This window comes from Fastidiosipila sanguinis, from assembly GCF_002998295.1.
Lineage (GTDB): Bacteria > Bacillota > Clostridia > Saccharofermentanales > Fastidiosipilaceae > Fastidiosipila > Fastidiosipila sanguinis.
Window position 1 is genome coordinate 493641 of the sequence record NZ_CP027226.1, and the last position, 24424, is coordinate 518064.

The 24424-nt window shown below is 32.8% G+C and carries 25 protein-coding genes; 16 read left to right on the forward strand and 9 right to left on the reverse strand.

Annotated features, from left to right (window positions below):
- Positions 1 to 6 precede the first annotated feature (6 nt).
- On the reverse strand, positions 7 to 495 hold the full coding sequence (locus tag C5Q98_RS02025; RefSeq protein WP_106012068.1) for a tRNA (cytidine(34)-2'-O)-methyltransferase: 489 nt from the start codon (positions 493 to 495) through the stop codon (positions 7 to 9).
- 184 nt (positions 496 to 679) lie between these two features.
- Between C5Q98_RS02025 and C5Q98_RS02030 the strand changes: the two genes are divergently transcribed.
- From C5Q98_RS02030 to C5Q98_RS02045, 4 genes are all read left to right on the forward strand, one after another.
- Positions 680 to 1636 carry a 2-keto-3-deoxygluconate permease gene (locus tag C5Q98_RS02030; protein ID WP_106012069.1) on the forward strand — a complete coding sequence of 319 codons (957 nt, stop codon included), beginning with the start codon at positions 680 to 682 and terminating at the stop codon, positions 1634 to 1636.
- 105 nt (positions 1637 to 1741) lie between these two features.
- The gene (gene udp / locus C5Q98_RS02035) at positions 1742 to 2515 is read left to right on the forward strand and encodes a uridine phosphorylase (RefSeq protein ID WP_106012070.1); all 774 of its coding nucleotides are present in this window, start codon (positions 1742 to 1744) and stop codon (positions 2513 to 2515) included.
- A complete protein-coding gene (gene cdd, locus C5Q98_RS02040) occupies positions 2508 to 2954 on the forward strand; it encodes a cytidine deaminase (protein WP_106012071.1) in 447 nt (148 codons plus the stop codon). The genes udp and cdd overlap by 8 nt, the downstream gene beginning before the upstream one ends.
- Positions 2955 to 2984: 30 nt before the next feature.
- The gene (locus tag C5Q98_RS02045; RefSeq protein WP_106012072.1) at positions 2985 to 3662 is read left to right on the forward strand and encodes a 5'-methylthioadenosine/adenosylhomocysteine nucleosidase; all 678 of its coding nucleotides are present in this window, start codon (positions 2985 to 2987) and stop codon (positions 3660 to 3662) included.
- A 92-nt stretch (positions 3663 to 3754) separates the two neighbouring features.
- On the opposite strand, the gene C5Q98_RS02050 is transcribed toward C5Q98_RS02045, so the two are convergent.
- From C5Q98_RS02050 to C5Q98_RS02060, 3 genes are read right to left on the reverse strand one after another with little or no spacing between them, the layout of a single operon-like run.
- On the reverse strand, positions 3755 to 4273 hold the full coding sequence (locus C5Q98_RS02050) for a nucleoside 2-deoxyribosyltransferase (RefSeq protein ID WP_205728436.1): 519 nt from the start codon (positions 4271 to 4273) through the stop codon (positions 3755 to 3757).
- 48 nt (positions 4274 to 4321) lie between these two features.
- Complete coding sequence (locus C5Q98_RS02055) at positions 4322 to 6244, reverse strand: hypothetical protein (RefSeq protein WP_106012073.1); 1923 nt, start codon at positions 6242 to 6244, stop codon at positions 4322 to 4324.
- Positions 6237 to 7937, reverse strand: coding sequence for a hypothetical protein (locus tag C5Q98_RS02060; protein WP_106012074.1), 1701 nt, complete (start codon positions 7935 to 7937; stop codon positions 6237 to 6239). Before C5Q98_RS02060 ends, C5Q98_RS02055 begins: the two co-directional genes overlap by 8 nt.
- 218 nt (positions 7938 to 8155) lie before the next feature.
- Between C5Q98_RS02060 and C5Q98_RS02065 the strand changes: the two genes are divergently transcribed.
- The 3 genes from C5Q98_RS02065 to C5Q98_RS02075 all read left to right on the forward strand — a co-directional run bounded on the left by C5Q98_RS02065 (position 8156) and on the right by C5Q98_RS02075 (position 10369).
- A complete protein-coding gene (locus C5Q98_RS02065) occupies positions 8156 to 8938 on the forward strand; it encodes a metal ABC transporter ATP-binding protein (protein ID WP_106012075.1) in 783 nt (260 codons plus the stop codon).
- An 87-nt stretch (positions 8939 to 9025) separates the two neighbouring features.
- Positions 9026 to 9859 (forward strand): metal ABC transporter permease, encoded by an 834-nt coding sequence (locus C5Q98_RS02070; RefSeq protein WP_106012076.1) that lies wholly within the window; start codon positions 9026 to 9028, stop codon positions 9857 to 9859.
- Between the two features lie 63 nt (positions 9860 to 9922).
- Positions 9923 to 10369, forward strand: coding sequence for a Fur family transcriptional regulator (locus tag C5Q98_RS02075; protein WP_106012077.1), 447 nt, complete (start codon positions 9923 to 9925; stop codon positions 10367 to 10369).
- A gap of 47 nt (positions 10370 to 10416) precedes the next feature.
- Here the strand turns inward: C5Q98_RS02075 and C5Q98_RS02080 are convergent, their stop codons facing one another.
- Positions 10417 to 12084: a peptide chain release factor 3 gene (locus C5Q98_RS02080; protein WP_106012078.1), complete on the reverse strand. Its 1668-nt coding sequence runs from the start codon at positions 12082 to 12084 to the stop codon at positions 10417 to 10419.
- Between the two features lie 170 nt (positions 12085 to 12254).
- On the opposite strand from C5Q98_RS02080, the gene C5Q98_RS02085 reads away from it, so the two are divergent.
- The 7 genes from C5Q98_RS02085 to C5Q98_RS02115 all read left to right on the forward strand — a co-directional run bounded on the left by C5Q98_RS02085 (position 12255) and on the right by C5Q98_RS02115 (position 18753).
- Positions 12255 to 12983 (forward strand): YebC/PmpR family DNA-binding transcriptional regulator, encoded by a 729-nt coding sequence (locus C5Q98_RS02085; protein WP_106012079.1) that lies wholly within the window; start codon positions 12255 to 12257, stop codon positions 12981 to 12983.
- 81 nt (positions 12984 to 13064) lie between these two features.
- Positions 13065 to 14396: a hypothetical protein gene (locus tag C5Q98_RS02090; RefSeq protein WP_106012080.1), complete on the forward strand. Its 1332-nt coding sequence runs from the start codon at positions 13065 to 13067 to the stop codon at positions 14394 to 14396.
- Positions 14360 to 15121, forward strand: coding sequence for a DUF6062 family protein (locus C5Q98_RS02095; protein WP_106012081.1), 762 nt, complete (start codon positions 14360 to 14362; stop codon positions 15119 to 15121). Before C5Q98_RS02090 ends, C5Q98_RS02095 begins: the two co-directional genes overlap by 37 nt.
- The gene (locus C5Q98_RS02100) at positions 15114 to 15614 is read left to right on the forward strand and encodes a hypothetical protein (protein ID WP_106012082.1); all 501 of its coding nucleotides are present in this window, start codon (positions 15114 to 15116) and stop codon (positions 15612 to 15614) included. Before C5Q98_RS02095 ends, C5Q98_RS02100 begins: the two co-directional genes overlap by 8 nt.
- A 177-nt stretch (positions 15615 to 15791) precedes the next feature.
- Positions 15792 to 16145 carry a hypothetical protein gene (locus C5Q98_RS02105; protein WP_106012083.1) on the forward strand — a complete coding sequence of 118 codons (354 nt, stop codon included), beginning with the start codon at positions 15792 to 15794 and terminating at the stop codon, positions 16143 to 16145.
- Between the two features lie 158 nt (positions 16146 to 16303).
- Positions 16304 to 17095 (forward strand): ABC transporter ATP-binding protein, encoded by a 792-nt coding sequence (locus tag C5Q98_RS02110; protein ID WP_106012084.1) that lies wholly within the window; start codon positions 16304 to 16306, stop codon positions 17093 to 17095.
- Positions 17096 to 17109: 14 nt separating this feature from the next.
- Complete coding sequence (locus C5Q98_RS02115; RefSeq protein WP_106012085.1) at positions 17110 to 18753, forward strand: putative ABC exporter domain-containing protein; 1644 nt, start codon at positions 17110 to 17112, stop codon at positions 18751 to 18753.
- An 89-nt stretch (positions 18754 to 18842) separates the two neighbouring features.
- Here the strand turns inward: C5Q98_RS02115 and C5Q98_RS02120 are convergent, their stop codons facing one another.
- From C5Q98_RS02120 to C5Q98_RS02130, 3 genes are all read right to left on the reverse strand, one after another.
- Positions 18843 to 19355 (reverse strand): adenine phosphoribosyltransferase, encoded by a 513-nt coding sequence (locus C5Q98_RS02120; RefSeq protein WP_106012086.1) that lies wholly within the window; start codon positions 19353 to 19355, stop codon positions 18843 to 18845.
- Positions 19356 to 19454: 99 nt separating this feature from the next.
- Complete coding sequence (locus tag C5Q98_RS02125) at positions 19455 to 20126, reverse strand: TIGR01906 family membrane protein (protein ID WP_106012087.1); 672 nt, start codon at positions 20124 to 20126, stop codon at positions 19455 to 19457.
- Between the two features lie 46 nt (positions 20127 to 20172).
- Positions 20173 to 21531, reverse strand: a complete 1359-nt coding sequence (locus C5Q98_RS02130; protein WP_106012088.1) for a Sapep family Mn(2+)-dependent dipeptidase — start codon at positions 21529 to 21531, stop codon at positions 20173 to 20175.
- A 188-nt stretch (positions 21532 to 21719) separates the two neighbouring features.
- On the opposite strand from C5Q98_RS02130, the gene C5Q98_RS02135 reads away from it, so the two are divergent.
- The gene (locus C5Q98_RS02135; protein WP_106012089.1) at positions 21720 to 22412 is read left to right on the forward strand and encodes a carbohydrate-binding family 9-like protein; all 693 of its coding nucleotides are present in this window, start codon (positions 21720 to 21722) and stop codon (positions 22410 to 22412) included.
- Between the two features lie 15 nt (positions 22413 to 22427).
- Positions 22428 to 23300, forward strand: a complete 873-nt coding sequence (locus C5Q98_RS02140) for a nitroreductase family protein (RefSeq protein ID WP_106012090.1) — start codon at positions 22428 to 22430, stop codon at positions 23298 to 23300.
- On the opposite strand, the gene fni is transcribed toward C5Q98_RS02140, so the two are convergent.
- Complete coding sequence (gene fni / locus C5Q98_RS02145) at positions 23297 to 24424, reverse strand: type 2 isopentenyl-diphosphate Delta-isomerase (RefSeq protein ID WP_106012091.1); 1128 nt, start codon at positions 24422 to 24424, stop codon at positions 23297 to 23299. The two genes, C5Q98_RS02140 and fni, sit on opposite strands and share 4 nt — an antisense overlap.

Consider the following 24424-nt stretch of genomic DNA (forward strand, 5'->3'; position numbering starts at 1 on the left):
TAGAAGCTAATGTAACTCAGGATAACCTTGTTGACGTAATACCTCATACAGAACAATAGCTTCAGAATTAGAGAGGTTTAAAGAACGATAGTGCTCAGACATTGGTATTCTATAGCAACGGTCAGGATGTAAGGCCATCCAGTCTTCAGGTAGGCCAGCTGACTCAGAACCAAGAATTATTATTGCAGGTCTATCAATCTTCAACTCGCCAATATTTTTCTTAGCTTTAGTTGTGCAATAAATTGCTTGATACTCATTAGACTCAACTTTTTCTTCTAGGAATTTAGAAAATTCGTCTAAACTTTCCCAAACAGTTAGTTCAATATCTTGCCAATAATCCATACCAGCTCTCTTAATATATTTATCATCTAATGAGAAGCCTAGTGGTTTAACTAGGTGAAGTTCAGCATTTGCTATAACACAGGTTCTACCAATGTTTCCTGTGTTATATGGGATGTCAGGATTAACAAGCACGATAATATTCTTGTGTTTCATAAAAACTCCAATCAAAGTAAAATTTCAAAATAAATTACTTAAAGTATTTTCTAACTAAAGTAAGAATAAAGCAAGTAAAATGTGAAATTAATTTAGGATAAATATTCTTTTGTTTAAGCTTTACCATTAATCTTATGGTAGATTATTATATTTGTAATAATATAGATTCGGCGTGAGGTGAATAATGCTTAAATTTATGAAAAAAGTACCTGGAGGATTGCTGCTAGTACCAATGGTTATTAGTGCACTGATTAATACATTCTTCCCAGGATTATTTGAGATAGGTGGACTAACAGAGTCTTTATTTACTGGAAAAAGCTCAAATACATTATTGGCTTTAATTTGCTTTATAGCTTCCACAGGTTTAAGAGTTAGAGATCTAGGTAAATTGTTTAAAAAGCAAGGAGTTCTTTTATTATTCAAAGCATTTTTGAGTTTCTTAATTGGTTTTGCTTATCTTCAGATTTTTGGAGCTAGTGGTATTTTAGGAATATCTGCCTTGTCTATAATTATTGCAATGACCAGTATTAATCCTACCTTATATTTAACTTTGGTTGAAGATTATGGAACTCATGTCGATGAAGCCGCATTTGGGCTTATAAGCTTATTTTCAGTTCCAGCCTTACCAATGTTTATTTATGGAGCATCTCAAGGTATTAGGATAGATTGGATGGATATCGTTTCGATAATTATTCCTACTGCGATAGGAATTCTAGTCGGAAATTTAGATAATGAGATGTATGAATTTACTAAACCAGGAATTGGTATTGCTACAATTTTCTTAGGCTGGGCGTCAGGATCCATTATAGATTTTAAGTTGGCATTTAAATCTTTACCTCAAGGTTTAATTTTAGCAGTATTTTTGTATTTTATTTTAATGCCTACTTTCATTGCTTTAGAGAAATATGTACTCAAGTACAATGGAATAGTTAGTGTGGCTATAACTTCAGTTGCAGGTGTTTCTATTCCTTTCGCAAAAATAATTGCAGATCTTATTCCTGAGGCCAAAGAGTATGTTAGTTCGGCTACATCACAGATTGTATTGCTGGTGATTATTACAAGTGTTTTAACCCCATATTTTACTGGAAGAAGAGCAAAGAAATTGGGTATAGAGCAGAAGGATCTTAAGTTACATGTATAAGATATTTGCCCTTTAAAGAAAAAATGCTTTAAAATAGAGTTAGATTTCTAGATGTTATGTAATGAAATAGATTGAATATTTGTAGCAAAAATAAAGGAATTAACTATGAGTAAAATGTACCACATTGGCTTAGAAGATAGTTTAAATGTTAAATATGCTATCTTACCTGGTGATCCTGGAAGAGTAGAAAAAATAGCAGAATATCTTGATGAGCCTCAAAAAATTGCAGAAAGTAGAGAATACACTTCTTATGTAGGACATTTGGATGGTGAGAAGGTATTAGTTATGTCTACTGGCATGGGTGGACCTTCTACAGCTATAGCAATAGAAGAGCTTGCTCAAATTGGAGTCACTACATGTATAAGAGTAGGTAGCACAGGTGGAATTGATTTAAAGGTTAAGGGCGGAGATTTGGTTATTGCCAACTCTACAATAAGAATGGAAGGTACAAGTAAAGAATATGTCCCAATCGAATTCCCAGCAACTGCAAATTTTGAGGTTACTTTGACCCTAATTAAAGCAGCTCAAAAATCTAATAGAAATTTCCATGTTGGGACAATACACACTAAAGACTCATTCTATGGTCAACATTCTCCAGAGAGGATGCCAGTTAGTTATGAATTATTAAACAAATGGGAAGCATGGAAAAAAGCAGGAACATTAGCTTCAGAAATGGAATGTGCAGCCTTATTTACGGTTTCTCAAGTACTAGGAATTAGGTCTGGAGCCGTCTTACATGTACTCTGGAATAAAGATAGGGTAAAAGCTGGGATGGAAGATAATGAAACCCATGACATGAGTGAAGCGATTAAAGTAAGTATAGAGGCAATAAGACTACTAATAGAGTCAGATAAATCAGGTAAGAAAATTTATGAGTAAATCTGAGCTGAAAATATCCAAGAAAAATATAGAAGACCTAATTGCAGAAGCTTTGCATGCTAGGAATAGCGCATATGCTCCTTACTCGAATTATAAAGTAGGAGCAGCAGTTTTGACCAAGGATGGTCATATATATAGTGGTGCAAACATAGAGAATGCTTCTTTTCCTGCAGGTATTTGTGCAGAACGATCTGCTATGGTCAAAGCAATTTTGGAAAATAAATTAGAGTTTACAGCAATTGCTATTGTTGGTGCTCATGCGGAGTTAACTGAACCCACACAGTTTGCTTATCCTTGTGGAGTTTGTAGACAATTTATGGCCGAGTTTTTTGATCAAAATACTATGGTTATCGTTGCTAAATCAAAGACTGAATATAATGTTTATGAATTTGAGGAGATTTTGCCATTTAGTTTTGGGAAAAGTAATTTAGAAAAATAGATTTATTATGGAAACAAAAATGAGGTGAATATGAAAATTGGAATTATTGCAGCAATGCAAGTAGAAGTAAGAAAGCTTTTGGATAATATGGATATCCAAAGTGTTAAAAACCATTATGGTAGAGACGTACATATTGCAAATTTTAATGGCCTTGAATTATTTATAGGTGTCTGTGGAATAGGAAAGGCGAATGCAGCTAGTTTTACTCAATTATTAATTGATAAATATGATCCGGATTTAATTATAAATACAGGTATTGCAGGATCTTTGCAAGCAGGTTTAGGAACTTTGAGTTTAGTTATAGCAGATGAGCTTTATCAACATGATATTCCTTCAAGAATTTTAGCCTCTACATATCCAGGTGAAGGTGTTTCAGTTTTTGAAACAGATGAGGAATTAAGAGATGTTTTGGTGAAAAGTGTTCCTGAAGATGTTAATTTAAGGGTCGGTCCAGTAGCAAGTGGTGACAACTTTATAAATTCACAAAAATTAAAAGAAGAAATTGTAGATAAGACTGCAGCTCTTGCGTGTGATATGGAGAGTGCAGCAATAGCACAAATAGCTTTTGGTGCAGAGAAGAGATGCTTAATCATTCGATCAATTTCTGATGAAGCTGATGATAATGCTGATGAGATATATGATAATTTTGAAGAAGCTGCAGCAAATTTAAGTGTTGAAGTGCTATTACAATTTTTGAAGAATCTTTAATGAAAAATAAAGCAAAAACCCCTATGAAAGCTGGATGTCGCATTAATGCACATCTGGCGATAGGGGTTTTCTTTAATTATTTATTATTTACTTTAATTATTATTTGTTGAAATATCTTCGATAATAGCTTCAACTAAAGCTTCTCTATTTTTGAAGATAGTTGCCTTATCGTGAACTTTTCCATCTTTATTAACGTAAGCTAAACCTGTGACAAGCTTATTTATATATAAGAAATCATTTTGGAAAATATCTTTTCTCATTTCATCAAACTTATCTGTTCTGTCATTACCAGTTAATCTAATATCAGTATATAGTTGATAAATTGGGATATTACGTTCCCAGGCTATACCCATTTCTGCAGCAAGTCCTAGATCATAAGTGTCCATTAGAGCAATTAAATAATCTGATTCTCTTAGACGAGCATAATCAGCAAGTAGAATATCAGTACCACTAGCAAACCCAGCCTCTTTATCATTAATTTCTAGATTATCTGCAGGGTTATATATTTCGACTTTATCGCCTAAACGCTCTTCAATGCTCTTTTGTATCTCTTTTGCTTGCCATCTTTGCCCTTCAGTGAAGAGGTCACAACCTAAGTAAATTTTAATCATAATTTGCTCCTTTAAAATATTATTAGTTTTGTTATTATTTTTGATTCATCAATCTTGTTTGAACCAATTATTGAAAATACTCTTATGTTGCTTATTTCGACGATAACTACCTAATGCCCTGTCCATAAACTTTCTAGCATATTCTAATTGAGGAGGTAGAATTTCAAGTAATACTATATCTGGATACGACTTATTGCTAATTGCAGTCTTAGCATTGCTCTCTGCAAATTTAGTATTAACCAAATCTCTTTCTTCTAAGCCTCTAGTGAGGAGATTCTTAATTGCTTCATCTTTGTAGTACATTAAACTATCACCACGGCGTCTGTCGTCTAATAGAATGAAATTTTCAAAACGAATAGCCATAATATCCTGATTGATCATAGCAACATCCTCAATATCATTTAAGTATGATTCTAGGAAATTGCTTTTGGCAGGGTAGACCTGTGTTTGAGAAATGATTCTATCTTGGATATACCATGATTTATAGGTTCTGATTAAGTCACGGCTTAAGTATTTCCAAACTGCGTGATCCGGATGTTTTTGCAAGAAAACCTCTGCAATATATTTATATATATATAATTTTGGACCATTGATATCATCACGATTAGAAATAATCCTACTCAAAATTTCAGCAGCAATACCAGGATGCATATACTCTAAAGATTCACAGAGTATTTCAGCTTTTTTGTACAACACTAAAATATCTGCTTTGCGGAAAAATTCTCCAAGAACAGCACCACCAAAATTACTTCTTACTAATATTTGGTATACATAGATAAAAGTTTCTAAACCAGAATCAGGTGAGAGGTTATAGCTTTGGTTAATCTGTTTAACGATATCACTGACTAGAGCGGCATCAGATTTGGCCAGATTTACAACTTCACTAATCGCTCTATGGTTACTTGAAGGTTTGATATCACTTCTATTTGAGTCGCTAATAATTCTAGAATACATAAGCTCTAGTGTTTTTTGTATATTCTTATTAGGGAAGTTCCTTTGTAAAGTTGACCACGCAATAATATACATGCTCCAGTTCGCTCTTTGAATTGCAATTTGTTGTAAAGCTGGAATCAGATGCTCATCACGTTGATCCAATAACAACATGGCATGAAAAATATAGCGAACTTCCTCGCTGTTTAACTCATTAGCTAATCTAGGAATATCATATGAAGGGGTGGCAACAATCTTATCTAATAGTCTTCTGGCATCTTGATCAGTGATGCTTAGAGGTCTTTCCATAAGATAAGGGTGTCTTTCTCTACTTTTTCTTAAGCTGTTTGAAATTTTACTGTTTCTAAACTCATTCGCTAAGTCAAGTCCTGCAGTCTTGGCAGCACTAGTAGTTCTAGTAGCCATTGGTTGTTTAGAAAAAGCTTTGCTAGAGGCAATTTCAGCCCTTACTTCTCCGGCTTTAGTTTCGTTAGGAGATGAGTTGATTAAATTTTCATTAGAATCATATAAGTTTTGATCATCAAATGCGTTAGAGTTTAAAGCATAACGCTCGTAGTATGGGACATACATGCTCTCTGTTTTTCTGTCATTACTTGGCAAAAGTTTAGCAGATTTTTCTCTTGGTGGAGTAGAACTAAATACGTTGCGTTCATATTGCTTGTCATTTTTGTTTTCCATTGCGTCACGAGCGGCGGAAAATTTTTCTTCTATATATTCATCGTAGTTAGAAAAATTATCTTGCTCTATATCTTGGTTTTTATTGTTCTCAAGTTCTGCTAATTCAGCATTTGATTTTGCTATGTAAATACCATTCTTTTCATCATTTAAGGAAGAATTATTTGAATAATTTTGAGCAGATGAATCTTGAGAACCGTCTTCCATGAGAGGTGATTCCTTGACTTTTTCATTTGAAGAAATCATATTTTTATCGTTACTCAAATCAGGTTCATCATTACTGCTATTAAGCCATTCCTCAATGGGGAGCTGTTCATAATTTTCACTTTTTTTAGGATTATTCATCATAATGCTCCTCGTTGTTTTTATCGTTATTTACTAAGAAGATGTTAGATTTATCTTGTTTCATCTTATTATAATTCATTTTGTCTGAATTGTTTAGGCTACGTGCACGACGTTGTTCTTGATATTCCATTTCTGCTATCCAAGCATCTACACTGGAATTAATCTCAGAACTTGTGTCTATTAATCTATCACTGATTTCAGCTACACTACTGTCAAAATTTGCTAGTAATGAGATTACGCCTTCATTAATTCCACTTGTAAAATTCTGTACTGATGCATTTAACCCTTCATTTAAGGAGTTAATTTCATGTGCCACATCAATGTTTTGACGACTCAGTGCTTCAGTTTGATCAGCAAATAATAGTCCTAGTTCCTTGATATCATTCTTTAACTCTAAACTGTTAGAATTAGCGGATTCAAAGCGATCAATGAAGTTTTGGTTTTGTTCATTTATTTTTTCAGTTAGAACATTCATGTTGTTCTCAAATATACTTAATTGATCTTTAAGAGATTTAATAGAATCGCTTAAAATATATTCAGAATCTTTTTGGCTATCTGTGAGGTTTTTATTCAGTTTAGCTAATTCAGCCATATTTTCTGAAATTGAGTTTAAGTTATTAGTCCAAGATTTATTAGCAACTTTAAGAGAATCCAAGCTTTCTAATAAGCTGGACTGTAATTCACTGCTTTCTTTTCTATGTTGATTTATATTTTGTAAAGTAATTTCAGTAGATTTATTAGCTTCGTAAATGTTATTAGCAAAGTTCTCTAGTTCTTGATAGAAAGGTTGTAAATTTCTTTCTAATGAACTTGTAATTGCTCTACTGTAGTACTCACTAATTTCTTCAATACTCTCATTTTTTTCTGCAGCTATTTTTTCAGAAGCTAATTGCAAAGATGATAAGGTGCTGTTTATACTAGGCAAAAGGTTATCTTCCAATGAAACTCTAACATTTTCTCCAATGATTTCAGCAACTTTATTCTCTGATAAATCGTTAAGCATTTTACTAAATTCTGATACAGAATGAGACATAGAACGATCATAGCGGAAAAATGCTTCGATTAAAGCAGCAGTTCCGGCAAGTTCTCTAAAAACTGGAACCCTTTCCTTGATCTTTTCTGAAAGGTAGTTCAATGCTCTTTTTAAGTCATCTTTATTACGTAATTTAATTACTGACAATGTAAAAGCGATTATTAAACTAAGAAATAATGGTGTAGAAGCAACCATTAAAACATAAGTTTTATTATCACTTAAATTTAATCCTCCAAGTAGAAATGCGAGAAACATCAAAACGCCTATGGTTAGTATATAAAGCGGATACTCTAGTGTATAAGATCTATATTGGCTTTTGTCCAAGACTTTTTCTAAACTTAATACTTCGTCAGGGCTTGAAATCCATTGATCTTGGTATAAGTTATGAGAATCTTTTTTTAACTTAAGTGAAGCAGTAGTAATGAGAGGATACTTGCTTTTTTCTAGAATTTTATTTGTTTTTTCTAAGTTATCGATATGATATCTTTCTAGTTGTTCAACTTCTTGAGCCATTTCAATAACTTCTTTTACAAAATCTCTATGAAATGAGCGATTACTAATGAAACTATAAATCCCTACAGCTCCGATTAAAACAAGTGAAGCTAATAGTAGTAGCCAGTATACAGATGTAAACGCCAATACCAAGTTGAATTCCAGCATTTTTATTCCTCCCAAAATAGTAAATTATTAAATCTTAATTATATTTATTTAGAATATATTTTAGCAATATATGAAGAAAATTGCTTAATATAAATATAATTGATATAGCTAGGCTGTTTATGATAAAATTGCATTTGCGATTCGTTTGCATAAATTAAAGTTCGGACACATGAAGCTGAAAATAAATAATAAACCTAAATTGTAAGTTTGGAGAAAATATGAATAAAATTTTGGAAGTAAAAAATTTAACTTTTAATTACGCTGATACCATGGTATTTAAAGATATCTCTTTAGTCTTAGATGAAGAAGAGTTTATAGGTATTTCTGGACCTAATGGTGCAGGGAAAAGTACTTTGCTGAAACTTATCTTAGGTCAACTTAAACCACTATCAGGAGAAATCAGTTTGTTTGGTGAAAAAGTTTCCGATTTTAAAGATTGGCAAAAAGTAGGTTATATTTCACAAAAGATGGTTGATCTAAATGCTTCATTCCCAGCTAGTGTTTTGGAAGTTGTGCTCTCAAATATGTATAAGAGCATAGGTTTTGGGTTACCAGCTCGCAAAAAACATAAGGAAAAAGCTCTCGAAGTATTAAATTTAGTAGGAGCTGCTCATTTAGTTGACAAGAGAATTGGCGAACTATCAGGAGGACAGCAGCAACGAGTTTTCTTAGCCAGAGCATTAGTCAATGATCCTGAACTGCTAATTTTAGATGAAGCAACAAGTGGAATTGATGCACAATCACAAGATAAGTTTTATGAACTATTGCAAAATTTAAGAGAACAGAAAAAAATTAGTATATTGATGGTTTCGCATGACATGTTAAGAATACATGATAATGTAGATAAACTATATTATCTTCTTGGCGACAGTATAGAGCTATATGATTTACATAATGATGAAGATCATGAGAGATTAAATCGAATAATTCATGGTGCTCCACATTCTTTTGGTGAGCGCTCTGAAACCTACCATTCTAAAATGTATCATGGAAAAGAATAAAAGAGTCAAGAAGGTTAGAATTAATAAAATTTACTTACTAGGATAAGATTTGCTTACTAGGCAAGAAGAGGAAGGGAAAACGATATAATGTTAGAAATGTTGTCATTTGGATTTATGAGAACAGCTCTTATAGTTGCTTTGTTTATTGGAGCAGCCTCAGCCTTTATAGGACAGACTGTAGTTCTTCGTAGACAAGCTAATATGGGTGATGCTTTATCTCACTCAGCCTTGGCTGGTGTTGCTTTGGGAGTTGTTTTAGGTTATAACCCTACTTTATGGTCATTGGCAGGAACTTTAGTTGCAGCATTTATTTTAGAGTTTGTGCGAAGAATGTTTCCGCGTTATGCTGAGATTGCATCTGCGATTGTTATAGCGTTTTCAGTAGGTTTAGCAGGTATTTTATCTAATATGGCGGGTACTGGAAAAAGTTTCGGGTCATACCTATTTGGTAGTATTGTAGCTATTAGTCCTGCTGAACGAAACTTAACTATATTGATTTGTTCTATAGTAATTATAGTTTCATTACTATTATATAAAGAGCTATTCTTTATGAGCTTCGACTCAGAAGGTGCAAAATTAGCTGGTATTAATATAATTCTAGTTGATGTTATTTTTATTATAATGACTGCTTTAACTGTAGGTGTGGCTTCTAGAAGCGTAGGTACACTTGTTATATCTTCATTATTGGTATTACCATATGCTACTGCAATGCAGCTACACTTGAATTATAAAAATACTCTAATTGCTAGTGTCATTATTGGTTCAAGTTGTACTTTAGTAGGAGTAATAGTTTCTTATGTATATGGTTTTGCTCCAGGTGGTTCAATTGTAATATTGAGTGTCATTGTATTGATTGTACTTAGTATTTTCAGTAAAATTTATATGTCTATAAAAGCTAATAGTATGAATAATAGATCTTAGTGATTAAATTTTTTCTTTGGAAGAATATAGTAATTACAAAAATTAGCTCCAGAGGAGGTTTTCATGGGAAATAAAAAGTCAAGAGATGAAGCATTACAGATTCTACGTGAAAATAACATTAGAAGAACAAGTGCTAGAGTTTATATGTTAGAAGCAATGCAAGCCGCTGAAGTTCCATTGGATGCAAAAGAAATATTTGATAAAGTTGTAGAAAAAGTAGGTGAGGACTCAATTTGGTTGAGTACTATATATAGAAATCTAGAGGTTTTTGAGGAAAAAGAACTAGTCCATCAAGTTAGAATGCCTGAATCTGAGAGTATTTATTATCACCTGCATGAACAAGAGCATAAACATTATGCTATATGCAAGAATTGTCGCAAGGAAATTCACTTGGATTTCTGTTATTTGGATGAGCTTTCAGATAGTCTGGAAAGTCAAGGGTTCACTCCTAAATATCACAGACTAGAAATTTTTGGGTTGTGTAAAGATTGCAATACAAAGTCAAATTAGCATTGAAGGCCGAAAAATAAATATCAAAAAAAGAAAGTCACGTTTTCTTAAACGTGACTTATATTTTGTCCTTCATTTATTGATGTCAGAACTACACCCTTATTTTTGTCATAAATCCAATCTATAGCCCATTGAGACTCAAAGAGAAGTACTGGATTGCCAAGGTGATCTTCGACTAACAAAGTACTTGATGTCATATCTAAATCTTCTAGATCTTTACTTGGAGCATCTTTCTCGAATTTCACCCAGCGAGCGAAGCGATAGTTTAAATTACTTTGAACTAGTTCAACCTTGTACTCATTCTTTAATCGCTCACGTAAGACATCGAACTGCAAGACACCAACAACACCAACAACATAAGTTTCTGTACCGATGCTAGGTTCTTTATACATCTGAATAGTACCTTCTTGTGCTAATTGGGTCATACCTTTTATAAATTGTTTACGTTTGAGACTATCCTTAGCTTGAACTCTAGCAAAGTGTTCCGGGGCGAAACTAGGTATGGCTTCGAAGTTTACCTCTGCGCCAGCAGAACATATGGAGTCACCAATTCTATAAATACCTGGATCATAAATACCAATAATATCTCCAGCGTAAGCTTGGTCTACAGTCTTATGATCTTGAGCCATGAACTGTTGAGGTTGCTGTAAACGTATTGTCTTGCTAGAGTTTACATTGACAACTTCCATATCTTTTTCGAATTTACCTGAGCATATTCTAAGAAATGCCAAACGGTCTCTGTGTCCTGGATTCATGTTTGCTTGAATTTTGAAGATAAAACCTCTAAAAGCCTCATCGTTAGGATCAATTAAACCTTGATCGCTCTTACGAGGACTTGGGGAAGGACTCATTTTCAAGAAATACTGTAAGAAAGTTTCTACACCAAAGTTACTAATAGCAGAACCAAAGAACATTGGTGTCAACTCACCATTATTAATAAGTTCGAAATCCAGATCATCTCCAGCGATATCGAGAAGCTCAATCTCTTCCATTAAAGTTTCGTGGTACTCAGTTCCGAGAATTTTATCTAGCTCTGGATCTTCAATAGAGTTTACGCTGACTGTAACTCTACTGGCACCGTGGTCTTCATTTTCGTCATTAAATAATTCAACTTCTCTGGTACGACGATTGTAAACACCTTTGAAATCACCATAAATTCCAATTGGCCAGTTGAAAGGAAAGGCAGATATACCTAGAACTTTTTCAATCTCATCCATTAATTCAAATGGGCTTCTGGCAGCTCTATCCATTTTATTGACAAAGGTGAAAATAGGAATTCCACGCATTCTACAAACTTGAAAGAGTTTAATGGTTTGTGGCTCAACACCTTTACCACCGTCAATAAGCATGACAGCAGCATCAGCTGCAGTAAGTGTACGATAAGTATCTTCAGAGAAGTCCTGGTGTCCTGGGGTATCAAGTATATTCACACAATAACCTTCGTATTCAAATTGCATTACAGAAGATGTTACAGAGATACCACGTTGCTTCTCTATCTCCATCCAGTCACTAGTTGCATGTCTGTTAGCTTTACGAGCTCTAACAGATCCAGCTTCATGTATAGCACCACCGTAAAGTAAGAATTTTTCTGTAATTGTAGTTTTACCTGCATCCGGGTGAGAGATAATAGCGAAAGTGCGTCGTCTGTCAATTTCTCTATCAAGCTCTTGTTTTAATTTGTTTTTGTTTTTTTGTTCATTAAGTTCAGAATTCATTTTTATCCTCTTTATAATTAAAGTTATAGATCAGCACTAAGTGGCTATTTTTTACTAATTCTATCAAAAGTACTATAATAGAGTAAATTAAATTATATTCAATAACTTTAGTTATTCTAAAAATAGTCAGTGAAAAAATTATATGAAATTATTGAATTAAGGAGAAGTATATGGCAGGACATTCAAAGTGGAATAATATTAAAAGAAGAAAAGGTGCACAAGACGCCAAAAAAGGTAAAATTTTCACCAAGATGGGTCGTGAAATACAGGTAGCAGTCAAAGAAGGTGGAGCTAATCCAGACCAGAACAAAAGACTAGCTGACGCTATTGAAAAGGCCAAATCCTACAATATGCCTAATGACTCAATTAAGAGAAGTATTAAAAGAGCAAGTGATTCAAATAATACAGAAGATTTCGAAGCTATTACCTACGAAGGTTATGGACCTAATGGTGTAGCCGTTATTGTTAATGCCTTGACTGATAATAGAAATAGAACAGCTGGTAATATACGTCATATTTTTAGCAAACATAATGGTAATTTGGGACAAAATGGTAGTGTTAGTTTCTTGTTTGAAGAAAAAGGTGAAATATATATAGAAACTGAAAATCTTGATGACGAAGAGTTGATGATGCTAGCCTTAGAAGCTGGGGCTGAAGATATTAAGAAAATAGATGAAGCTTATCTAGTTGTTACAAGCCCAGAAAGTTATGCAGATGTTAAAAGTACTTTAGCAGATTCTGACTTAGAAATTGTAGAGAGTAGTGTAGGCCCTGTTGCAATGACTACTGTTGATTTGGATGAGGCTGATGCTGAGATTATGCAAAAATTAATTGATGATCTTGAAGATGATGATGATGTTCAAGAGGTTTACCATAACTGGGAACAAGATGATGAGTAAGATGCTGAATAATATAAATTTTTAATTCCAAAGTTGAATTACTAGTTAATTTAATTTGTTGTCTAATATTGGAGATTTTACGTGGCAAGGAAAAAAATTAGAAATATTAATTCTAGACAAAAAGAAATAAAACTTGATAAATTGTATCAGGATTTTTTGTCGCATAATAATTTGATCTCAGAGCAAGAGCTAGATATAGAATTAGATAAGAATAGAAATAATAGTAGGCCTAGTAAAGTTTTTAGCACTTATAGCAATAAAAAGACAGTTAATAAAATAACAGAAGAAATCGAAATTGAAGTTGAACCAGAAATACATCAGGAAGTTTCACATAAGGCTAGAAAAAGATCTTTTAGAAATCTTAGAAATGTATTTTTAGGACAAAAAGAAAAAGATTCCAGAAAAGAAGTTCCTGAGAATAGAAGAGAAAAGTTTTTTTCTGCAATTAATTCATTTAATCCTTTAACTAATATAGGCAATGAATTTTCACAAAGATTTACTCCCAAAAATTCTATAGAAAATGAATTGAAAAGAGAGTTGTTTAAGATCAATGTAATTGCTTTTGTTGGACCAGCTGGAACAGGTAAATCTTCTCGTGCTAATGAATTGGCAAAGCAAAGAAACATTGAACTTTTAATTGATGATGGTTTACTAATAGATTCAGGGAGGATAAAAGCAGGATCAACGGCAAAAAAAGCAGAAACTAGACTAGAATCAGTTCGACAAGCGTTGTTTATGGATGAAAGTGCTGCGCTGAGTATGAGAAGAAGTCTGGCAGATCTAAAACCTCAACGACTAATGATTTTAGGAACATCAGACAAGATGATATTGAAAATATGTGAGAATCTCTATTTACCTGAACCTGTTGAATATATTCGTATCGGAGATGTATCAACTGCTGAGGAGCAACGTCAAGCTAAATTAGCAAGGAAAACTCAAGGAAGTCATGCGATACCTGTTACCAGTATGGAGATTAAACATGAGTTTAGTGGATCTTTTTTTGATCCAATTAGAATTTGGAGAAAAAGATTCGGTGAAGTTGATAGAGTCGCAGGATATTCGGAAAGAACAATTGTTAGACCTACATTCAGTACGGTAGGAGTAAACGTCATGACTGATGAAGCTATAACTTCTATGGTGGAAATTATTACCAAAGACATAGAAGGTCTGGCTGAGGTCTTGGATGTAGAAGCGATTACTAATCCCTACGGAGCAATATTAAATTTGGAGATAAGTTTATTTTATGGTTATAACGCTCAAGAGGTAATGGTGCAAGTTCAAGATTATATAATCGAACAGGTTGAGTATTATACAGCAATTAATATTTTGAGTGTTAATATGAGTTGTCGCAGAGTTGTGCATGTGAAAGGAAAAGAATGGCTAGAAAAGAACAAATATATACAATTCCAGTAAATGATGCTTTTAATCAATTTAAGCTTTGTCCGATATGTGAATTAAGAGAAAAAAGAACGGAGAGTTTAATTGAGTACTATTTAGGTCCTTCATTGATGGAACCAGATAATAGAGTAGAGACTAATGAAAAAGGCTTCTGTAATGATCACTATTCAAGACTTTATAATTCTCAGAATAATAGGTTAGGTTTAGGTTTAATTACTCATACTTACATGTTAGAGCAGTACAAAGAGTTGCAAAAAATTTTGAAGAATAGTCATAAAAATGAATCATCTTTCTTTAATTTGAGAAACAGCAATAAAGATAGTTTACTTAGTGCATCTGAGAAGATAATGAATATCGTTAACACTTGTGCGATTTGTGATAAATTAAATCACACAATGAAAAATTATATTGATGTCATATTTTATCAATTTCAAACAGATAAAGAATTTAGAGAAAAGTTTAATCAAATTCAAGTCTTCTGTTTGCCTGACATGGCTTTGCTTTTAAAATATGCTGCAGAGTATTTGAAACAGGATGAAAGATCTGCCTTTGTAAATATTTTAGAAAATATCAACATGAAGAAATACAAAGACTTAGCAGATGAGGTTGAATGGTTCACACTAAAGTTTGATTATAGATATAAGGATAAATCATGGGGAAATAGCAAAACTTCTATTCCTAGAGCGATCAACACTAATACAGGCTTAGCTCCTCTCGAGAGGGAGGATCTAGATGACTAATAATGCAACTAGTAATCTCGAGAAAAAAGAAATACTCTTAGAAGATATAGATGAATATGCTTATTTGATAGAAGAAAGTGAGATTTTTATCGAAAACAAAGAAGACGATAATGGTAAAAAACTGTTTTATTGTAATAAAAATTTCATTGGAGCAGTTCAAGATGCAGAAAGTGAGAGACTACTTAAACAACTTATTTCAGACTTAGTAAATTTCGCAAATATAGATAATATTAGTATTAGATTCTTATTTGTCAGCGAAGCAGTTGAGCTTTTTGAATATATAGAATCAGAATTTGCTAAGGTGGAGCTTAGTGTAAACAGAAATGAAGTAGAAACTAATATTAAATTCTATTTTTCTGAGGACTCTTTAAAACATTATATGGATGAGAAATTATTAGATATAACTCAATTAAAAAAAGAAAATATTGAGATACTAAGTAGTCGAGCGATTGCAAGTTTATTAATGATTTCTGATGTCGTAACTTTAACTTAAGGTTTTAACTGTGGTATAATATTAGTGGTAATTTGTTTTGTTCTAAAATTTATTTCGAGATAGATATTACGTGAATTATGCTGTTTATTAAGCGTTTAGAAATCTGTTAATAGCAGGCTCGATTTAAGTATTTTGAACTATATGGATAGTATTTACATTTGAATTGGGAGGTGGAATGTGAGCAAAAAAAATCAAACATCTTTAATAGACTTGGCAGACTCTAATAATTCTTCTGCAGATGTTTTGAGAAAATTAAAGATCCAATTAATGACCATCAGTAGAATGAAAATTCCTAAGATTAAAATATATCATGGGCATGGTTTAAGTGCAGATGGTGATAATATTAGAAATATAGTTAGAGCGGAATTATTGGAACAAGCTCGCAAGGAAAGAATTAAAGCTTTTTGTCCGGGTGAAGTATTTGGCCCTTTCGAAAAAGAAGGTAGAAAAATTGTCGAGGTGGATCCTAGTTTTAGAGATGATGACGATTGGACCAAGAGCAATTCAGAGATTACAGTGGTTGCACTTTAATTATTTTTGTTAATTAAATTTAAAATGCTAAAACCTGAATAAAAATGTTTTATTCAGGTTTTACTTTTGTTTTAATTTGTGAATTTTAATATATAATAGATGCAATAATATTAGCTTTTTTATAGGCTAATAAATTTGATGTGAGGGTGGTTTTTCTAATGCTAGAAATTAAAAATTTAAATAAAAGATATTCTAAAGTTTATGCAAATAAAAATATAAATGTAACAATTCCTGATAATTCAGTAACATTGCTGGTTGGGCCTAATGGTGCTGGTAAGTCTACTTTAATCAAAAGTATTATGGGCTTGTTGAGTTATGATGGTGAAATAACAATAGATGGTTACAGTAATAAATCTGTTGAAGGTAGAAATTTAATAGGATATATACCTGAACTACCTCACTTATACGAAATATTAACAGTAGATGAGCATTTAGAGTTTATTGCTAGAGTCTATAAATTGGAAAACTGGAGAGAGCGTGCAGATGCTTTGTTGAGAAGACTAGATATGTATGAGAACAAGGATAAAATGGGCTCAGAATTATCTAAAGGTATGCAACAAAAGCTAAACATCATGGTTGCTCTTTTGCCAAAACCTAAATTTGTTTTGCTGGACGAACCAATGATAGGTCTTGACCCTAGAGCTATTGTTGAGCTAAAACATATGATTGCCGAGCTCAAAGCAGAGGGAACTTCTTTATTAATTTCTACACATATTCTAGATACAGTTGATGAGATCTGGGATAAAGTTCTAATAATGACAGAAGGTAGTATTGTAGCAGTAGCTGACAAAAAGCAATTAGATGAAAACAATGAAACACTTGAGGAACTGTTCTTCCGTGTTACTGATTTGGATCATACTGATATAAAAGTTACTACCAATGTAGAAGATTATCAAAACTTAGAAGTAGAAAACAATTCTGAATCTAGTGAAAATGAAGATAAGAATTAGAGATAGGGGTTAAGATGAGAGCAATAATTTATTTGTATAGAAAAAAAGCTATAGGTTGGCTAAGAAACAGTCTTAAGCACCCATCCCAACTCATAAGCTTAGTTTTTGTTGTTGGAATTATGGTCTTGAGTATTTTTAATGCGAAAAATACTCAGCTTTATGATATGTTTTCTGGCGAAAATGGGATTAAGCCAGATCAGGCAACAATAAATTTAGTAAACAATTCTATAACGATAGGTATTTGGGCACTTGTAGCAACTACGATACTCATAAGTTTATTTAACGCTGCCAAAAAGGGTGTTGCTCAATATTCAATGGCAGATGTTCAATTTATTATGACAGCGCCATTCAAATCACAAAATGTATTGCTATATGGAATGCTAAATAAATTTTTAGGTACTTTATTTTTAGGTATATTTATTGTTTATTTGGCACCACAACTTAAAGCGATAGGGTTTCAAGATTCTAGATTAGGATTTTTTATCTTTGGAATTATCTTGATATTGATTTGTGTTCAAGCCTGGAAACAAGCTATATATGTTCTATGCATTAACAATAAACAAGTAAACAAGGTATTAAAAATTTCAATAATTATGCTAGCGATGTTAATTTTAGGAGCTGGTCTAGCTTACTTCTTCCTAGCTAATGGTACAACTGAAGGTTTAGCCAATATGTTATCTAATAATATCTTGATTAGATATTTTCCACTATTAGGATGGGCTGCTAGTTTTATTGTAACTACTTTTAAGGGTGATTTAATTAATTTAATTTTACCTACAATTTTATTAATAGCATCAGCAGTATTATCAGTAGTTTACACATATAGTGTTGATGTTGATTTTTATGAAGATGCTACCAATGCAGCAAAAGAAATAGCTGATATTCAAGAAAAAGTGAAGAGCAATAAAACAGGAGTAGTGTTCAGTAGTAATAAGAAACACAAAGTTAGAGACAAAGGTTTGAAAGGTGGTAAAGGAGAGAGTGCATTTTTATTTCTACACCTTGCTGAAACACGCAGGAAGAAACCTTATTATATAGGAATTTCTACATTAATCTATACAGTAATTGCTGTAGTATTGTATTTCTTGTTAAAAGAAGAAGTTACAATGGGTTCTGAAATAAGTAGAGAAACCGTATTGTTTATTTTTATGGGTGCTTGTGCATACTTTATGTACTTTTTAAGTATGGCTAATCCTGTAATTTCCGATATGACTCAACCTTACTTCTATTACTTACCAGGAAAATCCTATAAGAAGGTAATTTATTCAAGTCTAACACCAGTCTTATATACCTTAATAGATGTTCTCCCAGCAATGATTATTTTATTTGCTCTATTTAGGATGAATATAATTGTTTTGTTGAGTGTATATCTCGCAATCGCAGTATTTAATTTCTTCTATATGGGATTACAAATTTATGTATTTAGCATTACTGGATCATACGAAGGTATTTTAGCTCAATTTATAATGCCCCTTATAATGTTAATTGGTATTGCTCCAGCAGTAGCAGGAATGATATTTACTGCCATGTTTGCTATGCAATATGGAGTTTGGTTGTACCTCTTAGGTATCTTGGCTGTTATTATATATATTCTTTTGTTCTATGCAGGAAGTGTTGCTGTAGGAGCTTGGAGACTAAATAAAGGTATAAGAGAATAGGAAAAAACTTTTTGTGGTTTAAAAACAATGTAAAAAAATGGGTATCAATAATTTGATACCCATTTTTTGCTGTAATTTGAGAAATAAAACTATATCTCTAATAATCTGTAAATTTCGTAATCTTTGAGAGCTTCACGGCCACCTAAACCACTTAGTTCGATAAAGAATGATGTGCCGACAATTTCTCCACCTAACTCTTCTACAAGCTTACAACTTGCATTTGCAGTACCACCAGTTGCTAAAAGGTCATCAACTAATAAAACTTTTTGACCTGGTTTAATAGCATCTCTATGAATTTCAAGGGTATTGCTACCATATTCTAAATCGTAATCAATGCTTAAAGTTTCTGCTGGTAATTTATTAGGTTTTCTAACTGGCACGAAACCTTTGTGAGCTGCAAAAGCTAATGCTGCACCAAAAATAAATCCTCTTGATTCAGAGCCTACAATAATATCAAAATCTAGATCCTTTACTTGCTCTAGCATTTGTCTAATTACTTCTTCAAATGCATCGGGATCTTTTAAAACAGTTGTGATATCAATAAATGTAATTCCTGCTTCTGGAAAATCAGGTATCTTTCTTAGTTTTTCTTCTAGATTCATAATTCCTCCTAGTAAGGTTTTCTAGTGAATCCTTACTGAATTATTATAGTCTATTATTTAAAATACTGCACCTAGTTCATTAGTTTTATTATTTTATAGTTATTGGTCAATTGGCTGCTTCTTATTAATAGAAGCTTTATGTCTATCTTTCTTGGCAAAGTACCATACTAAGATAATTCCAACTTGAAATAAAATAAAGACTTGTAAAAAACAAAGCATGAAAAAGTTTTGTGGTAAAACCTTTATAATTGGATCCGTACTTGGGTTAAATAGCCAAGCGTCATTATCAAAAAATACTTGATGAAACAAAATGAAAATCTTTTCAAAGAAGATACTTAGAAGAATAATTACTAGAATAGGTAGGAAGCTCAAAATTTTAAAGGGTTTTTCTAAGTTGTAAAAATGTTTTTGCTTGCGTAAATTAAATATAGCAACTCCAGCATATATTCCAGAAAGAAGCAGACAAATATAATTTAGATAAAAAAGATTCTTAACTTCATAGAAATGAAAGGCTCCAGATGCACTAGATGTGAAATCAGGTAAGTTAAATTCAGTTATCCATGGCAAATGTAAGTATTTTAATAAATATAAATAATTCTCTAGAATAGTGCTCAGTGACATATTAACTTGACTAGGAATATCTGAAAAATGTAGACATAATAAATACATCGGTATGTTCCAAATTGTCAAAGCAATACTTAATGTTAAAAAGAATATAAGTAAGGCAATTGTTGTCAATGAGAGCCGTACTCTAGAGAATATCTTATCCATTTAAAACCTTTCTTATTAGTTAGCTTAATAAGCTAACTTTTAATTATTATTTGCTGTATTCTTCATCCATTTTTTGTAGGGAAATTCTGAATATTTCAGATGCTTGGACGATTTCAGATAATTTAGCATATTCAAATTTAGCATGGCCTAAATATGGATTACCTGGGAAGTTTGCTCCAAAGGCAATTGTATTAGGTAATGATCTAGCGTAAGTACCACCACCCATACTCTTAGGAGTTTCATTCTCTCCAGTTACATCATTATAGGAAGCCATTAACAATTGTACTAAAGGATCTTCTGCTGGTCTGTATAATGCTTCTGAATGATAGTAATTACCTAGTTCAAAAGAAGTATCAGCGATTGCCGATTGAATTCCAGACAATACATCATCTAATTGATAGGTAACAGGATATCTTATATCAAGTGTAAACTCAGCCTGGTCATTAGCCAGTTCAAAGATACCGACGTTTAAAGTTAGCTCACCTGATGGTTCATCTGAGAAATCTATATTAAGTCCTGCTCCGTTATATTCAGTGTTTAGGACTTTAGCAAAATCTTGTAAGAATGGATCATCTACATTATTTTCCAGGCTTCTTTCATATGCTGCCATTAAGGCATATTGAATTGCATTCTTGTAGTTCTCAGGTGTAGATGCATGCCCCATAGAGCCTTCAGTTTTAATTTCTTCGAAGCTTCCGTCAGCTTTTTGGAATTTCAATACAGCTTCTCCAGGAACAATGTTTGGAACATTTCCAACTTTAGCACTGTAAAGTCTGTCAGTTCCTTCTGCTGGACGTTTACCATTATTTTTCCAATTTAATTCAACACGTAATATACCTTTTTCGCCATTGATTACTGGGAAGTCTGCATCAGCGGTGAAAGCAGCAACAGGGATTTCTGCATGTTTTGAGTAATATTCCAAACATTCAGATCCAGATTCCTCATCAGTACCGACAATAAGACGGATTCTACATTTAGGTTCAAAGTCAGAATCCATTAAACTCTTCATTGCATAAAGAACTGCCATTGCAGGACCTTTATCATCAACACTACCACGGCCAATTATAGTGTCATTATCTTCTGCGAAACGAGGTTCGAAAGCATCAGTCCATTCTTCTGCTGGAACAACATCTAAGTGGCATACAGCTGCAATAAGTGGAGCGTCAAGTGTTTCAGGGCCAAATTCTGCGTAACCTGCATAGTTATCAACGTTGCCAGTTCTAAAACCTAATTCCTCAGCCTTAGCTAAAAACCATGTCAAGGCTGCTTTAGGTCCCTCACCAAAAGGTGCGTCTGGTAAAGCTTCGCTTTTAACACTAGGTATTCTAATAACTTCAAATAAACTTTGAACAATATCGTCCTTATATTCATTCATTTTTAGATCATCTAAATTAATTTTACTCATAAAAAAATCCTTTCTTCTGTAATCTATTCTTTAATCCTCTTAAACAGATATTATAAAACAATTAAGCATAGATTTGCTAAAATAAAGAATATTAATGCCTAGAAAACTTTGTTAGACTATAATAGATATTAAGTTAAACTCAATTATTAATTTATATATGATTTGGAAAATAAAAATATAGGTGAAACATGTTAAGTTATAAAGTTAAAAAACAAACAAGACCTACTTTAAGTAATAATATTTTTGATTTCGATTGGTCACAAGCTGAAGAAGGAAAGATTAATAACCATCTTTGGCCAAGTAATAATTATGAACCTGAAACGATATTTTATTTTTTGTATGATGAGGAGAATTTGTGGGGATTATTGTTGACTAGAGGTGAACACGAATTAGACCCACGAGCTGAAGTAGAAGAATTTAAAGGAGCAGTACATAATGATAGCTGCTTGGAATTCTTCATGTCTTTTGAACCAGATAATAATTACTACTTAAACTTAGAAACTAATAGAAATGCTGCGATACATTTTGGTATTGGTGAAAATAGAGACGAGAGAGTACTTCCTGATAAAGAAGAATTGAATGGTTTAAATTTATATGCATTTAATTCAAGAGAGAATAAGATCAAAGGTGTTAATTTTGCATATGAGTGGGGTGTAGGTTTCTGTCTTCCAGCTAAGATGTTATTTGAGCTTTGGCATAAATATGCTAATGCGAGCGAAAGTTTAGATTCAACATTTTATCCAGGTCAAGTTATTAAAGCAAATCTCTACAAATGTGGTGATATGACAGCTGAGCCACATTATATGGCTTGGAATGAAATCGATACAGAAAACCCAGATTTCCATCGCCCAGAATATTTTGCGGACTTTATTTTTGAGTAGACTGAGGTGGATTAAGTGGAGCTATTTGATGCACTCAGAGCTAGAACGTCTGTTAGATCATATTTGTCAAAAGTACCAGACAATGATATTCAAGTGGATTTATTAAACTACTTGAATAATGTTCCTGTGCTTTTGCCTGAAGCAGACATCTCTATTGAATTATTAGCATATGAAGACCTATTTGATTATTTCCCGGTTGAAGCGAATCAGATGGTTAAGGCTCCATTGTACCTTGCGTTTAGAGGATCTTTAGATCTTTATCAAATGATGAATGTAGGATACTATGCTCAACATGCCGCTATTTGGCTAACAGGTAGAGGTTTAGGTTCTGTTTGGCAGAGTGGATTTAAAATTCGAAAACTTCAAGAAGATGAAATTATGGAGGAGATTAACTCTGCTAATTGGGATATCTTGGATAATGTGAATGAAGAGGAGAAGACTATCATACCAGCAGTTTTGGCTCTTGGTTATCCTAAGAAGAAAGCAAAGAAACCTGCTCGCAAGAAAAAACTAAAGCAGATTTTACTTACAGATGTAAAAGAGCTAAATAATAATGTTTTAAGCTTACTTGAGGCTGCTCGCTTAGCTCCATCTGAATATAATGCTCAGCCTTGGTATTATGCAGTAGAGGACAATAAATTAATACATGTATTCATAAAAGAGCCTCAAATGTTTAATTTCCCACAAAGACAAAATATGCGTCAATTAGCTATGGGCTGTGCTCTCGGAAACATGGAAATTATGGCTGCATTGAGGGGAATACGTTTAGAGTATGGTTTTGTAGATGACTTAACTGATTATGGACAAAGCTCTAAGAATTTATACTATTTAGGAACTATCCTAATGGAGAAAGTCTACAAACAGATGATGTTTGGTATAGATTATTAGAAAAACTGTAATAGGGACATGTCTCTACGAGCTAAGTTTTTGTATTCTATACCTCTTGCTTCAGCCCATTCACGAGCTCTTCCGCTGATAACAAGGCTAACATTTTGAGCATCTTTTAAATTAGCGCAACTATAGATAGCAAAGATTATTTTCAATTCTTCTTTGAACAAATTCACGTTTTCTATAGCCACCTCAATTGGATATGTATTCACTTGATTTAAGAAAAAGGCACTAGCTCCAACAGCTTTGGCTCCAAGAGCAAAGCATTTAAAGGCATCGTAAGGGGATTTAATACCACCTGATGCTATTATGTTAACTTGATCAATGTATTGTTGAGCTTCGAGTAAACTTGCTAAAGTATCGATACCAAAGTCGTCCAGGTAGGAGAACTCTTGAGATGTACGTCTACTATTTTCTATCTTGATAAAATTAGTTCCACCACTGCCAGAAATATCAATATTTTTAGATCCTAATTTAATTAGTTTTGAAATTGTATCACGAGACATACCGAAACCAACTTCTTTAACAATTACAGGAATATTTATATTATCAATAAGATGTTTTAGGTTTTCTGAATAATTAGAAAAATCCCTATCACCCTCAGGCATGACTAATTCTTGTGGTGCGTTTAAATGAATTTGCAATGCATCTGCTGAGATAATATCAATAATTTTATTGGTGTTTTCTAAACTTTGTTCTGCACCGACATTGGCAAGAATTATTCCATTTGGATTCTCTTCACGAATAACAGTATAACTTTTTATAGTTTCAGGTTTTTTTATGGCAGATGAGAGGGAACCGCTGGCCATTGCTAGTCCGCATTCACGAGCTAAAATTGCTAGTTTTCTATTTACCTCAAGTGCTAAATCACTACCACCAGTCATAGCGTTTATAAAAATAGGGAAGTCTAAATGTAAATCAAAAACATCGGTGCTTAAATCTATAGTATTTGCATTAACATTATTCAATGTTCTATGGACAGGCTTACAGTCCTCAAAGAAATTTACTTGTGAGTTGAACTGGGCACTTGCTTCACGAATATGATCATCTTTACGGTTGGATATATTATTACCATTGGTAGATGCAAATTTGTCATTATTTTTTTCTTCAATTGAATTAAACAA

Bases quoted from the DNA above. Each gene is read 5' to 3' on its own strand.
- C5Q98_RS02110 (WP_106012084.1), top strand. From the start codon at position 16,304: ATGCTAGAAATTAAAAATTTAAATAAAAGATATTCTAAAGTTTATGCA.
- C5Q98_RS02100 (WP_106012082.1), top strand. From the start codon at position 15,114: ATGACTAATAATGCAACTAGTAATCTCGAGAAAAAAGAAATACTCTTA.
- C5Q98_RS02060 (WP_106012074.1), bottom strand. From the start codon at position 7,937: ATGCTGGAATTCAACTTGGTATTGGCGTTTACATCTGTATACTGGCTA.
- C5Q98_RS02070 (WP_106012076.1), top strand. From the start codon at position 9,026: ATGTTAGAAATGTTGTCATTTGGATTTATGAGAACAGCTCTTATAGTT.
- C5Q98_RS02085 (WP_106012079.1), top strand. From the start codon at position 12,255: ATGGCAGGACATTCAAAGTGGAATAATATTAAAAGAAGAAAAGGTGCA.
- C5Q98_RS02065 (WP_106012075.1), top strand. From the start codon at position 8,156: ATGAATAAAATTTTGGAAGTAAAAAATTTAACTTTTAATTACGCTGAT.
- C5Q98_RS02125 (WP_106012087.1), bottom strand. From the start codon at position 20,126: ATGGATAAGATATTCTCTAGAGTACGGCTCTCATTGACAACAATTGCC.
- C5Q98_RS02055 (WP_106012073.1), bottom strand. From the start codon at position 6,244: ATGAATAATCCTAAAAAAAGTGAAAATTATGAACAGCTCCCCATTGAG.
- C5Q98_RS02025 (WP_106012068.1), bottom strand. From the start codon at position 495: ATGAAACACAAGAATATTATCGTGCTTGTTAATCCTGACATCCCATAT.
- C5Q98_RS02045 (WP_106012072.1), top strand. From the start codon at position 2,985: ATGAAAATTGGAATTATTGCAGCAATGCAAGTAGAAGTAAGAAAGCTT.
- cdd (WP_106012071.1), top strand. From the start codon at position 2,508: ATGAGTAAATCTGAGCTGAAAATATCCAAGAAAAATATAGAAGACCTA.
- C5Q98_RS02050 (WP_205728436.1), bottom strand. From the start codon at position 4,273: ATGATTAAAATTTACTTAGGTTGTGACCTCTTCACTGAAGGGCAAAGA.
- C5Q98_RS02080 (WP_106012078.1), bottom strand. From the start codon at position 12,084: ATGAATTCTGAACTTAATGAACAAAAAAACAAAAACAAATTAAAACAA.
- C5Q98_RS02030 (WP_106012069.1), top strand. From the start codon at position 680: ATGCTTAAATTTATGAAAAAAGTACCTGGAGGATTGCTGCTAGTACCA.
- C5Q98_RS02130 (WP_106012088.1), bottom strand. From the start codon at position 21,531: ATGAGTAAAATTAATTTAGATGATCTAAAAATGAATGAATATAAGGAC.
- C5Q98_RS02095 (WP_106012081.1), top strand. From the start codon at position 14,360: ATGGCTAGAAAAGAACAAATATATACAATTCCAGTAAATGATGCTTTT.
- C5Q98_RS02135 (WP_106012089.1), top strand. From the start codon at position 21,720: ATGTTAAGTTATAAAGTTAAAAAACAAACAAGACCTACTTTAAGTAAT.
- C5Q98_RS02120 (WP_106012086.1), bottom strand. From the start codon at position 19,355: ATGAATCTAGAAGAAAAACTAAGAAAGATACCTGATTTTCCAGAAGCA.
- C5Q98_RS02075 (WP_106012077.1), top strand. From the start codon at position 9,923: ATGGGAAATAAAAAGTCAAGAGATGAAGCATTACAGATTCTACGTGAA.
- C5Q98_RS02115 (WP_106012085.1), top strand. From the start codon at position 17,110: ATGAGAGCAATAATTTATTTGTATAGAAAAAAAGCTATAGGTTGGCTA.
- udp (WP_106012070.1), top strand. From the start codon at position 1,742: ATGAGTAAAATGTACCACATTGGCTTAGAAGATAGTTTAAATGTTAAA.